This is a genomic window from Microcoleus sp. AT8-A3, from assembly GCF_036705675.1.
GTDB lineage: Bacteria > Cyanobacteriota > Cyanobacteriia > Cyanobacteriales > Microcoleaceae > Microcoleus.
Map to the genome: position 1 here is coordinate 1 of NZ_JAUBVD010000003.1, position 12,570 is coordinate 12,570.

Annotated in this window: 12 protein-coding genes; 6 read left to right on the forward strand and 6 right to left on the reverse strand. The window is 44.0% G+C overall.

Translation table 11 applies throughout. The features are described from left to right. Positions 1-172 precede the first annotated feature (172 nt). The gene (locus tag QUB51_RS02605; RefSeq protein WP_333055900.1) at positions 173-1,201 is read right to left on the reverse strand and encodes an isochorismatase; all 1,029 of its coding nucleotides are present in this window, start codon (positions 1,199-1,201) and stop codon (positions 173-175) included. 77 nt (positions 1,202-1,278) lie between these two features. On the opposite strand from QUB51_RS02605, the gene QUB51_RS02610 reads away from it, so the two are divergent. Beyond that, positions 1,279-2,010, forward strand: coding sequence for a TVP38/TMEM64 family protein (locus tag QUB51_RS02610; protein WP_333055899.1), 732 nt, complete (start codon positions 1,279-1,281; stop codon positions 2,008-2,010). A gap of 16 nt (positions 2,011-2,026) precedes the next feature. Next, entirely contained in the window at positions 2,027-3,562 is a 1,536-nt protein-coding gene (locus QUB51_RS02615) for a mercuric reductase (RefSeq protein ID WP_333259288.1), read from the forward strand. A 253-nt stretch (positions 3,563-3,815) separates the two neighbouring features. Here the strand turns inward: QUB51_RS02615 and QUB51_RS02620 are convergent, their stop codons facing one another. From QUB51_RS02620 to QUB51_RS02630, 3 genes are all read right to left on the reverse strand, one after another. Further along, positions 3,816-4,400, reverse strand: a complete 585-nt coding sequence (locus QUB51_RS02620; protein ID WP_333055897.1) for a Uma2 family endonuclease — start codon at positions 4,398-4,400, stop codon at positions 3,816-3,818. 70 nt (positions 4,401-4,470) lie between these two features. Next, complete coding sequence (locus QUB51_RS02625) at positions 4,471-5,319, reverse strand: phosphatase domain-containing protein (RefSeq protein ID WP_333208132.1); 849 nt, start codon at positions 5,317-5,319, stop codon at positions 4,471-4,473. A gap of 301 nt (positions 5,320-5,620) precedes the next feature. Next, entirely contained in the window at positions 5,621-6,706 is a 1,086-nt protein-coding gene (locus tag QUB51_RS02630) for a T4 RnlA family RNA ligase (protein ID WP_333055895.1), read from the reverse strand. 192 nt (positions 6,707-6,898) lie between these two features. Between QUB51_RS02630 and QUB51_RS02635 the strand changes: the two genes are divergently transcribed. Further along, the gene (locus QUB51_RS02635; RefSeq protein ID WP_333208134.1) at positions 6,899-7,459 is read left to right on the forward strand and encodes a hypothetical protein; all 561 of its coding nucleotides are present in this window, start codon (positions 6,899-6,901) and stop codon (positions 7,457-7,459) included. A gap of 144 nt (positions 7,460-7,603) precedes the next feature. Then, entirely contained in the window at positions 7,604-8,608 is a 1,005-nt protein-coding gene (locus QUB51_RS02640; protein ID WP_333055893.1) for a hypothetical protein, read from the forward strand. A gap of 99 nt (positions 8,609-8,707) precedes the next feature. On the opposite strand, the gene QUB51_RS02645 is transcribed toward QUB51_RS02640, so the two are convergent. Both QUB51_RS02645 and QUB51_RS02650 read right to left on the reverse strand, forming a co-directional pair. Beyond that, positions 8,708-9,148, reverse strand: a complete 441-nt coding sequence (locus QUB51_RS02645; protein WP_333055892.1) for an MAG6450 family protein — start codon at positions 9,146-9,148, stop codon at positions 8,708-8,710. Continuing rightward, on the reverse strand, positions 9,149-9,604 hold the full coding sequence (locus QUB51_RS02650; protein WP_333055891.1) for a type II toxin-antitoxin system antitoxin SocA domain-containing protein: 456 nt from the start codon (positions 9,602-9,604) through the stop codon (positions 9,149-9,151). A 542-nt stretch (positions 9,605-10,146) separates the two neighbouring features. On the opposite strand from QUB51_RS02650, the gene hemC reads away from it, so the two are divergent. Continuing rightward, positions 10,147-11,118, forward strand: a complete 972-nt coding sequence (hemC, locus tag QUB51_RS02655; protein WP_333055890.1) for a hydroxymethylbilane synthase — start codon at positions 10,147-10,149, stop codon at positions 11,116-11,118. Between the two features lie 357 nt (positions 11,119-11,475). Further along, positions 11,476-12,300 (forward strand): S1C family serine protease, encoded by an 825-nt coding sequence (locus tag QUB51_RS02660; RefSeq protein WP_333208137.1) that lies wholly within the window; start codon positions 11,476-11,478, stop codon positions 12,298-12,300. Positions 12,301-12,570: the final 270 nt, after the last annotated feature.

The window sequence follows — 12,570 nt, forward strand, 5'->3', positions numbered from 1 at the left end:
TGCTTAAGCTTCGGTGCGCCTACCTTAACGGATCAATATCCGTTTGATGATCAAAAGCGCAAAACCGGGATGCTCCCGATCGCAGCCGAGTGCTAATCGAACAAAAATTACCGCATCTGGTTAATCATGGATACTTTTTTTGCTCTGAAAAACCCCACCTAAAAAAACGTCTTTAATCGCCCAAAATTAACTCAGTAGATTTAACCACATTCATTCCCGCCACCGCAAATTTTTGATAAGCTGCATCGGCTTGTTCCGTGAAATCAACAACACCCGGAACAACCACAGGCGAAGTGCAATCTTCCAGCAAATAAACCTTCTTTGCCAAACTCGGATCTCGCGCCAAAATTTCCGTTAACAAATCATCAATTGTCCAAGCAACGCAGTGACTTTTCGCTTGTCCGGCAATAACTACTGCATCAAAATCGAGTAATTTATCAATAAACTTAGCATTCTTTTCCGCAATCGGATTGCCGTCGAATCCCTCTAAAACTTCCGGCCGCAAAACCGAATAGTTTTCAGTCAGTGGATTCCCGCCTTTGATCTCAAAAAGTGCTTGGCTGTTGCGGGCTATAGTATGAAAAAATACAGCTTCTTCCACCGCAGAAACCAGCGCGTGTCCGATGCCACCTAACATTGAGTGATAGGGCCAAATTGTCAGGGGATATTTCCCATCGGCGCTGAGTTTTTTGACGTAGTGGAAAGCCTGTTTTTTCAGTGCTGAAAAATTAGCCCCGCTGATGCTATCGGCTACGGCGGGATTGACTTTCCAAATGCCTTTTTGGACATCTTCGAGTGTAATAGAAGTTGCGGCTGGTAGGGGGTGTTCGCCAGCTTCGTTTATCCAAAAGATTGGATGAAAAATTTGCATGGCGGTGTGGGTGTCCATTGTCGGCGCAATGGTTGTAATTGCGTTTAAATTGCGATAAATAAATTCGCACAGTCGCAGGTTATCATCAACGGCACCACTACCGGATCGCCCGCCCACAAATAATTCAAACTCGGGCAAGCAAAATGTATTTTGGGCGTCTATTATCAGCAAACAAATCTGATTTTTGTCGCTGGCGGCGGGCGGGATGTTGTGCTGTGTAGCCCAATCTTTCGCTTGGGCGGCGCGTTCTAGGTAGGGTACTCGCCAGACTTCGCCTACTTTTTTGGGGTCGAAATATTCGGGGATTGGAAGTTGGGCTGGTGGTGTCATGACGATCGCTTTTAGGGTTGTTTACAGTAATAATTTAAGTTTGGAGTATAATGCTGATAAATATTTGCGGGTGAATCATGGCAAAAGCACGAATCCAAGATTATGCTAGGGTAAAATTTAAACGCATAGTGTTGTTTTTTTCGATCGCACTTTTGCTCGCTCTCTTAATTGTAGCAACTCGCTCTGCCTACGTTCAAGATGTTTTGAGAACTCTGTTAATGCGGATCGAGGATTTAGGGTGGTGGGGGCCAGTGGCTTTTGTAGCTACTTATAACTTGGCTACTGTGCTGTTTGTACCGGGTTCGGTACTGACGCTGGGAGGGGGAGCGATTTTTGGTCTGTGGTGGGGTTCAGTTTACGTATTTGCGGCGTCCATTTTAGGTGCGGTATTTGCTTTTGCGATCGGGCGCTATTTATGCCGCGATCGCGTGGTAAAATATATGGAATCTCACCCCAAGTTTAAAGCTCTCGATCGCGCAGTTTCCCAACAAGGATTAAAAATAGTTTTTTTGACTCGTCTTTGTCCTTTATTTCCTTTCAATTTATTGAATTACGCTCTAGGAATTACTCAAGTTTCTTTGAAAGATTACGTGCTGGGTTCCTTTGGCATGATACCGGGTACAATTATGTACGTTTACTCCGGTTCTTTGGTGGGAGAGGTTGCTGCGATAGGCACGCAAACTGTGTATGCAAATCCTCAAGATTCCGCCGTAAAATGGTTGATTAATATTATCAGTTTTCTCGCTACTGTCGCTGTTACTGTCTTTATCACTCGGATAGCCAGCAAAGCTTTAGAAAAAAGTATTTAATTAGGAGAATTTGCCAATGTCACAATCAAAAGTCGATCGCGTAACTGTCCCCCCGATGGACGAACACAACCAGAAATTAGTCTCCTATTTGCATCCGCCCGATTGGGTAAATCCGCAGCCTGCTAGTTCTTATAATTTAGTAGTAATTGGCGCGGGGCCCGCTGGATTAATTGTGGCTGCCGGTGCCGCAGGTTTGGGCGCGAAAGTTGCTTTGATTGAAAAACATTTGATGGGCGGCGACTGTTTGAATGTCGGTTGCGTGCCGTCAAAAGCTTTAATTCGAGCGTCTCGCACTGTCGGCGATATCTGGGAAGCAAGTAAATTTGGTGTTAATGTTTCTGACAGTGTAGAAGTGGATTTTGCCGCTGTGATGGAACGGCTGCGCCGCATCAGGGCGGGAATCAGCGATGTTGATTCTGTTCAACGCTACCAAGATAAATTAGGAGTCGATGTTTTTTTAGGTTCTGGTCGTTTTACTAGCAATAATACAGTAGAAGTTGGGGGGCAAACTCTTCGCTTTAAAAAAGCAGTAATTGCCACAGGTGCAAGGGCGCTACAACCACAAATTCCAGGTTTACAAGAAGCTGGATATCTGACAAATGAAACTGTCTTTAACCTGACAGAAAGACCTCAGCGTTTGGCCGTAATTGGCGCAGGGCCGATCGGCTGCGAATTGGCTCAAGCCTTTCGGCGGCTGGGTTCGGAAGTCGTATTGCTGCACAAAAATGCTCAAATTTTAGACAAAGAAGATGCGGAGGCTGCTAAAATCGTGCAGCAGGCTTTTGTACGCGAAGAAATTCAACTAATACTAGAATCCACAATAGAGCGCGTTGAGAAAACCAATGCAGGCAAAGTAATTTATTATAAATGTCAAGGTAAGGAAGCATCGGTAACAGTAGATGAAATGATTGTGAGTACAGGGCGATCGCCCAACGTCGAAGGATTGAATCTGGAGGCGATCGGCGTCGAATACGATACACAAACAGGCGTATTTGTCAACGACAACTTGCAAACTACTAATCCCCGCATTTATGCCGCCGGCGATATTTGCATGAAACATAAATTTACTCACGCTGCTGATTTTGCCGCGAGAATAGTAATTCAAAACACTCTATTTTTCGGGCGCAAAAAGCTCAGCGCTTTGACGATACCTTGGTGTACTTACACAAACCCGGAAATTGCGCGCGTCGGAATTGGGGAACACGAGGCTAAGGAAAAAGGCATTGATCTCGATACATTTTTAATTCCTTTCAGTCAAGTCGATCGGGCAATTATTGACGGCGAAGAGGAAGGATTTGTGAAAATTCACGTCAAGAAAGGCAGCGATAAAATATTAGGTGCAACTATTGTAGCGCGACACGCTGGGGATATGATAAGCGAAATTACTTTAGCAATGGTTAACAATATTGGTTTGGGAAAGATTGCTAGCACAATTCACCCGTATCCAACACAAGCTGATGCAATTCGGAAAGCGGGAGATGCTTACAATCGCACTCGTTTGACTCCGTTTGTGAAAAATTTGTTTAACCGCTGGCTGGCTTGGACGCGATAGTTTGAACTGTATTGAATCAACACCAGGTACAATTGAACCGTAGGGGCGGGTTCACCAACCATCTATGGAAAAAATTAATAATCTCCTAAACCCGCCCCCACCCGATCGCAAATACAAATTTACCATTAATTTATTGAATCAAATGTTGATGTAAAATTGGGCCGTGGCGGGGCGGGTTTATCAGATTGTTTGATTTCTGTTCGAGATTTCGGTGAACCCGCCCCTACAGAGATTGCGGTTTCAATCTTCCCATTTACGTTTCTGTTTCTGTTTCCAATCCAACACCTTCATACAAAAGTGCGATCGGCAAATCAAACCCAATACTTGATAAAGTGATAATCTCCCCAGCAGTGTAAGAATAGTACAGCCACATTCTCCCCTCTCCCCGACAGTAACGCTCAACAAAAATCTTTTGTGAATCAATCAAGATATACTCTTGCAAAGTCGGAATTTTCAGGTAACAAGTGAATTTTTCATCCCGATCTTTAGCACTTGTACTGGGAGAAAGAACTTCCACAATGATTTTAGGATTCTGAATGAAATTGCGTGAATTAATGTCTTCTGGATCGCAACTGACTATCACATCAGGGTAGTAGTAACGGCTTTGAAAACTGACTTGCAATTTCACGTCTGATACGTTCATCCGACAGCCTGTGGAACGTAGATGCGGGCGCAATGCAGTGTAAAAGTTAAGTGCAATATCGTTATGGGGAATTGTACTACCCGTCATGGCAAAAACTTCGCCGTTGACATATTCGTGGCGAATCTCTTGTTGAGCTTCCCATTCGAGATATTCCTCAACGGTCATTTTTTGGGGTGCTTGGGGAATGGCTACCATAACAATTTTTTTGTCACTGTTACTTTGATTATAGCATTAGGCATGGGACAATTTTCAGAAAAACCATAGGTCAAAAATCCCCTTCATCTACTTGGAATACCGTCAATCCCAAGCCTCTCCACATATCAACAACTTGCTGGCGATCGTCCAAAACAAACTTTATGTTATACTTTCCATCAATATGCTGCCGATAGAATTCATCTTTAATAATCGCATCCTTCCTCATATCTCCCGTTTTCCGCATATAAAGAGCAGCATAATTGACATCGTACTGCTGCAACCATTTTTCAGTTTGAGGTTGACAGTCATCTGTGCGGCCCGACACTACAATAATATGGGCGCTGGTTTGCCACTTGCGAACGGTATCTAAGACGGGCTGATTTGGTAAATCGCGATCGCACGTCGAAGCATCAAAAGGATTTCTACCGTTGAGAAGTGCCAGCGTGCCGTCCATATCAACAATAATTGCATCCGGCAAATCCGGGTTATATTCCGGCGGCACAACGGGAACCCGCACGTACTTATTGTACATCTTCATTATCACATCTTTGCCCACCGAATTAAGCCTTTTCAAATCCCGTTTAATACATTCCTCAACCGGAACTTGTAGGAAAAAATCATTAACTTCGACAACAGCTTTACCTTTAACCAACTCCTTGATATGCTCGATGTGAGGCCCAAAATTAGTATCATCAACAATGACGTGCTTGCCACTTTCCAAAGCCATCAAAATAATCGTATCTCTCAACTGCAAAATAAACTTTTCATTCGCCGGCGACCAATGAGAAGCGTGAGCCATTTCTCTGAGCAAATCTTTATTGCTACGCACCCACTTTGCAGGTTCCGACAGCAGCAATTCCCTAGCAAATTGAGATTTTCCAGAAGCAGGTAAGCCGACAAGTATAATAACTCTTTTCATGGCAATTGGCAATTGGTAATTGGTAATTGGGCATTGGGCATTGGGCATTGGGCATTGTTTAAATACTTAAGCTGTTCTCCATTTAAATTGTGTGTCAAAAATCACTCAAATTATTGTGGGATGGGCACGCGAGCCCGTCCAGAATATGCAATTTAAACGCGCAACAGCTTACCTCTTCATTCCATCCGTTACATCCGTTACATAATCCGTTGCCGAACTTCCCTCTTCCTTCAACATCTGCCTCACGCTCGATCATTAATCCGTGTATCCGTGTCAAAATCCGTGTCGTGCCTTCCTTCTTCTACAAACCTAGATGGAGGTAATCTAAACCCAATAACTCTTCTATCTTATGAATAGTAACATCGCGGAGAGCTTCTTTCACTCCCGCAACTCTTCGGGCCCGCAAAGAAAACAAAATCCCGGAATACGGCAAATGTTTCACAGCTAAGGCAAAATCTTTCTGAACTTCGATATGTTCGTGCTGTCGGTAAACCTCCTCGATTTCTTCAACCAAAGATTGATATTTGTCCTTAACTTGTTGATACAACTCACTCCACTCAGGAAAATAAGCTAAAAACTCTTCTCCTTCATTAGTTATAACAATCTCGATCATCCTGCGGGTAGAAAACCCTTCGCGGAGATGGGAAATCGCGACATATTGCGGAGACTTTACTTTAACTCGGTTGAAATCAGCATCGCAGATAATATACCCTTCCGAATTCATCGGATCTAAATGTTGAGCAGCTTCGATAACTTCTTTCCAGCTAGTTAAAGGATAGGATGCTACCAATTCCCAGCCGTATTTATTAGCCCAAATACTCGGATCTGTTTCTAGCAGCGTTTGAGTGTTGCGAACCCCGTGCAGCACGATTTGATTGTTTTGTTGCTGGACAACTATTCTATTGTAAGGCGTCATCAACTCAAAGATAAAACACTGGTCGGTTTCTTGTGGCAATTGATATCCCAATTCTTGCCAAACTTTCCAAAAAAGTTCGGCAAAGCTGAATCCAAAACCGTTAACTTCGCCGGCGGCGTCGGGAGTGCCACTAGATTGCACTCTCCATTCTCCCTTGTAAAAATACAGTACAGTCAAAGAACCGTCTAGTTTTTGGTAAACTTTGGCATTTGTCCAATCAATTGCAGCGGCGTGAATTTCTCCGTAATTAAAAAATTTGTCGTAGGGATAAGAAACTATCTGCCAATCTTGAGATGAATCTAAAATAATGCCTCGGCACTGCTGGACTATTTTTTCGCCCAGGGGAGATTCTATCTGCGAGTATTTCAGACAGACTAAATCGGGATATTGGCGGTGGCGGGTAACTTTGATATGATAAGTTTCGGACAAAGTTTCCAATCCGTGCTGACGTAAATACTCTTGTAGTTCCACCTTCGATTCCTAAAATTGTCGCCTTTTCTATTTTATCTGTAACTGCATATTTTAGGGCATTTGTAAAAAAAAAGTTAAAGTTGCTTTTTTGCGGAATGCCTATTGGGAGTTTGGTATTTTCGAGTATCGTTGTAAATAGGTGAATGTGCTTCACCGAAAAACAGGACTGTTTCGACATCAGGGAAAAACACAGTGAACAATAAATTATTACTTTTGGCGACTTCGGCGTGTGTATTGACTGCTTTAGTACCTGTATCGCGAGTTTTTGGTGCGTGCGAATTGTCGCAGCTACCGCCGGAAACAAAATCTGTTGCTGTAGCGGGTACGGCTGTTCCGGTAAGTCAAATTTTGCAAAAGTTAAAAGGCAAAACACAAGTACCAATTTTCCTCCCCAGTCGGCTTCCTATTTCGCAGAAGCTTTACTATCAAAGTCAAGCGAAAACAGACAGCTATACTATTTCTATGGAGTATACAGCAGATTGCCGAGGTGCGGGAGCTTGCAGTTTTGGGGAAATTAGAGGTCAGAAAGGCGGTGAGTTTTCTACCAAAGTAGAAGGGGTAACTAAGACTTTAAAAAATGTTCAACTGGCTGACCGAGTGAAAGGAGTTTATCATAACGGTTGCGGGGCTTACTGCACAGCAACTATCGAGTGGAAAAGTCGGGGTTTTATGTATACCGTAGCCCTTAAGAACGGACGAGAATCTGATTTAATTTTAATAGCAAATTCTGCTATTCTAGCTCGGAAGCGTTAAGTTTTGTAGTGGGGAGGCACAACTTTTATCTGTAGGGTGCTCGGTGCGTACCTGACCGTTATTGTATGATATATCTTAACTCGCACTCGCCTCTTACAAGATGCTATGGTTTTTTTGCGCTGACCTACTTAGGGGGAAATCAGGATGAGGAGAAGATGGCTATTTGCGGCGATTTTTGCTTGTGTGGTGACTGCTTTTACTATCGCACCTTTGACACCAAACTCAGCGTTAGCAAGGACTGAACTCCCCATTACAGAAATCCGCTGGTTTAATTATTCCCCTGAAGATAGCTGGCAACCGATACAATTTATTGTACCCGATCGCAACACTGCAAAATCTGCCAACGGCGGTAAGTTGCGATTGTACGATGTTCATATTGCCAAGATGTTTGAGATTTCTCATTTTCTGTGCGATCGCGATCGTGCTTCTGAGGGTTACAATTGGTCTTATCAAGCGGAAAATGGCAATATTGAGATGGGACGCTTCAAAATTAGCTGCAATCTCGCCCGTTCCATAGCCACAGCTTACGGCTTAGGGAAACCCGAAATTACAGTGATTCGCCGCAACTTCAACCTCACAAACGGTCGCCCTTCTTTTGCGCTAGAAAAATACTCGATTCCCACTTTTAACATTGCTAAAAATAGAGTTGTGCAGTGGAGGAATTTTGTCCAAAAAATTCCCCCAATCCCCGATAACTCAGGTGCAAAACAGGCTAACAGTCGTTTTCCTGCTAGTAACATCTTTAGACAAATCAAAGGCAAAACGCGAGTGCCTGTTTTTCTTCCGAGTAGACTTCCTTTATCAGACATTCAGCAACTTGATTTTGATGTGCAAGCGGGGGCCGACGGTTACATTGTGGGAATGTATTTAGGCAAAGGATGCCGTGCGGGAGCCTGTTATTTCGGCACAATCGAAGCTAAAAGAAATGAACCGTTTTCGCCTCCTTCGCAATTGCCACAGGATACTTACAGAAGCGTTGAATTGGCGGGCGGATTCAGGGGGATTTATTTCAATAATTGCGGTGCTTACTGCACTGCTTTTGTTGAGTGGCAAAGGCTGGGGGTGCTGTACCGAGTCACAAGGAAAAACGCACGGCAGCAAGAAGTTGTTCAGATAGCGAATTCGGCACTTCAAGCAGGGCAACGTTAAATTTGGGTGGGAAATGGAAAAGGTACGCGCGAGCGAAGCTATCTTCCCGCAGGGGTTCCCGAAGGGTAGGGAATCGACCTTTTTCACTCCTCATAAACTTTATTCTGGACAAACAGAATGGTCGCGGTCAAACCAAATGATGTAGTAAACAGACTGAACGCGAAACCCAAATATCCGTTTTTTCTCATCAATTCGCATTTCGGATAACCTCTCATCTTCAGGAATATTGTCAGGCAAAGTCGGATGAATGTTAATCAACTTATAACCAGTTCCCACTGATTCACCTCGTTTTTTTGATCCGTGACCTTTGATTTGGCCCCAAGTATATTTCTCAATTTTCTTTAGCCCTTCAATTAGGTCAGTGATTTCTGATGATGTCCAGTCAGACAAAAGCCAACGATTTTTATCTGCATAGGTAAATCTGAAGCTAGGATGCTGATCATCTGTACTGCTTGGTCGATTTAACTGAGTTGCTTGCTCTGGAATTCTACTTTGTTGCTTTTTTTGAGATGGCTTGGGTATTTGACTTTTTTTCCCCACTTACGCCTCCACCAAAGGTGCATAGCAGGATTTCATATCCTCGTGGGAGATGATTTGAGTTGAGGTTTCGGCGGGTTCTAATCCCTTGCGGGCGTTGAGCCAAGGTGTCTCCGATTGCGTCAATTCTGCAAGATGTTTAGCACTTAATTCTCCATAAGCATTCCAAACTTCTTCGAGAACCTCGATCTCATCTTCATCAAATTCTGATTCCAAATTATCGGGAGCAGGAATATCGCTATATTTGTAAGCTTTGTACTCATCCCAAACATCGCGGACAATGGGGCCGGAAACCCAAGCTTCAATATCTTGATCAAATAGCGGCTGGCTTCTAAAGACTAAACTCCAAGCTTGTGCATAATAGACGAGCTTTTGCAGTTTCAGAGGAGAAATGGTATCGCCTGCTTCTCGATCGACACGACATAAAAAGTAACGAGCTACTTCAAGAGCACTTTTCATAGTTTTAGGATTTTAGTAATTTGACAAATTCACTTTTGATGGTAAGCTATTTGGTGGCTTTAGAAGTACGATCGCAACTTCGATCGCCCTTTTCCCCTCGCAACTACATTTCTATCCCCAAATCTCGCAACCTTTGAGCTAATTCTTTCTCGCAGCAGCTAAGCTAACTCCTCATGTCAAGCAGGTTCATCCGGCTCGACCCTAGGTAAATCTTACATCGCCCGCAGGCTTTGCTTCAGAATGTCGATCGCCCCCATGCCAGCGACTCCCAATGCTGGATGAGAAACATCATCAAGACTCACTGCTACTGGCGGTCATACCATTTTAGATTTTAGATTTTAGATTTTAGATTGGCAATGGCTTATTATGTAAAGGTTTGGAGCTTGCCTACCGTTACATCCTTTTTTCAAACAGGCGGTCAAAATCTGGTATTTCTATTTTATCGCCCGAATTGTCCCAACCAGCAATTAAAGTCCCCACCTGCGGTACGCTAGATCAGGTGAATATATTGGCTGATTTCAAGCTATCCTCCGATCGATCTTATGTCCCCAACCACATCTGCCCCTTCCCGAACCGTTCGCATCGGTTCCCGCAAAAGCCAACTCGCTCTCGTGCAAACCCACTGGGTGCAAGAACAGCTACAGAAACACTTCCCGCAACATACTTTTGAAGTCCACACCATGTCCACCCAAGGGGACATAATTCTTGATGTCGCCCTCGCTAAAATTGGCGATAAAGGACTTTTCACCAAAGAATTAGAAACGGGGATGATTAACAATGAAACGGACTTTGCCGTTCATTCCCTCAAAGATTTGCCTACCAATTTGCCCGAAGGTTTAATTTTAGGATGCGTCACCGAACGGGAAAATCCCGCTGACGCCCTGGTAGTTCACTCCAAGCACAAAGACAAGCAACTCGACACCCTCCCAGAAGGTTCAGTAATCGGGACTTCTTCTCTGCGGCGACTGGCTCAACTGCGGCATCATTTCCCTCATTTTGAATTTAAAGATATTCGCGGCAATCTCAATACTCGACTCGCTAAATTAGATGAGGGCGGTTACGACGCGATTATTTTAGCAGTTGCCGGCCTCGAAAGATTGGGAATGGGCGATCGCATCCACCAAATTATCCCTGCTGAAATCTCCCTTCACGCCGTCGGACAAGGTGCTTTGGGCATCGAATGCCGCGCCGGAGACACAGAAATCATGGCACTGATTAAAGCTCTCGAACACTCGGAAACCGCCCAAAGATGTTATGCTGAACGCGCATTTCTGCGGGAATTAGAAGGCGGCTGTCAAGTGCCGATCGGCGTCAATACCAAAATAGAAAACGGTCAATTAACCTTAACCGGAATGGTATCGAGTCTCGACGGCCAGCGATTCGTCAAAGATAGTGTTTCCGGCGCCGCCGAGACTGCTGAAATGATCGGAATTGACCTCGCTCACCGCCTGCGCCAACAGGGTGCTAGTGCAATTTTGGAGGAAATATTTGTCGAAGTTCAACGTGGTTCCTAAAGGCGATCGGCATCTCTTTGTCAATGCTTTTAGACGCGATATATCGCCTTTTGTAGAATAAAAATAACAGGCGGTTTGCTTTGGCAAAACAGGTAGAGTAGCAGTCTGATTGTAGATTTTTGATGGGATTTTAGGTAGGACTTGCGCGATAGATTTCAAAAATATCTGACTAATTTAGGACGCTCCGCACGGGTGTTAAGCAACCCGGTTTCTGATGTAAGTCTCGCTGTATAGCCCAAGATTTATGGTAAAAACCGGTTTTTTTTCGTAAGTCCTAGAGTTCTTAACCTCTCCATCCAAAATCTACAATCAAACATCCAAAATTAATCAGCAATTTATTTCAGGTAAAAGCCCACTATGAGCGCTAGAGAAACTCAATTAAAGCTGGAAGTGAAAAAGGTTCAGCAACTCTATAGCAAAATGCAAGCAGACCAACAAGCTTTGCAGAAGCAATTGAAAGAGTTCAAAACTCAAGCCGGAAGTTTTTCGGATGTAGTCGAGCAAGTCTTGCCGTCCGTAGTTTCAATTTACGTCATGGATTGGGATACAGAAGAAGAGATTTCTTCAGGAAGCGGGTTCTTTGTATCGCCGGACATAATTGTCACGAACTATCACGTTGTAGAAGATATTGCCGATGAAGATTACTTCTATGAAGAAGATGAAATCGAACAGGTTTTAGTCGAAACTCACGACGGAAAATTGAGATTAGCAGAGGTGGTGTTTACTGGTAATGCTGAAGAAGATTTAGCATTACTCTTAATTAGCGATTTTACCTTCGACCCGAACACAGGGGAACAAGTCGAGTCTCCCCAAGAATATCCTCCCCTAGAGTTGTCTTTGGATGTGAAAGTGGGAGATAGAGTAATTGCTGTGGGCAATCCTTTGGGGCAGTTTGCTTCAACTGTAACTCAAGGTATTATTAGTGCAATTCGCGAACCAGAGGAATATGAAGAAGGCGACGATGAAGAAGATGTTGCTGAGGTGAAGGTGTTGCAAACTGATGCGGCGATTAATCCGGGAAATTCGGGCGGCCCGTTGATTAATATGGCTGGTCAAGTGGTTGGTGTGAATACCTGGGGATTGGAAGATGCCGACAGTATTAATTTGGCGATCGCCTCTGAAGCTTTGGATGATTTTCTAGCGGGATTTGAGGAGACTATTGAGGACAATTCTCAGAATTAGTCGGGAGTTTCTGTAATATGTCATTCGGGCGATCGCCCTCGATCGAAATAAGGGCGATCGTTCTTTTTTTACCGGAAATAAACGCAGATGGGATAAGAAAGATTGCCTGTTTTTTGCGAAAGAGTTCTCGCTATTTTCGATCGCAGATATATAGTAAATTTCACCACGTTTCATCTGTCAGTCCATCTGCAACTGTCGCGTCCCACTCCGGGTCATTTTCTAGAGATGCTTCTCGGTAGGCCGACTCTAGTTCCAGACTCCGCAATAACT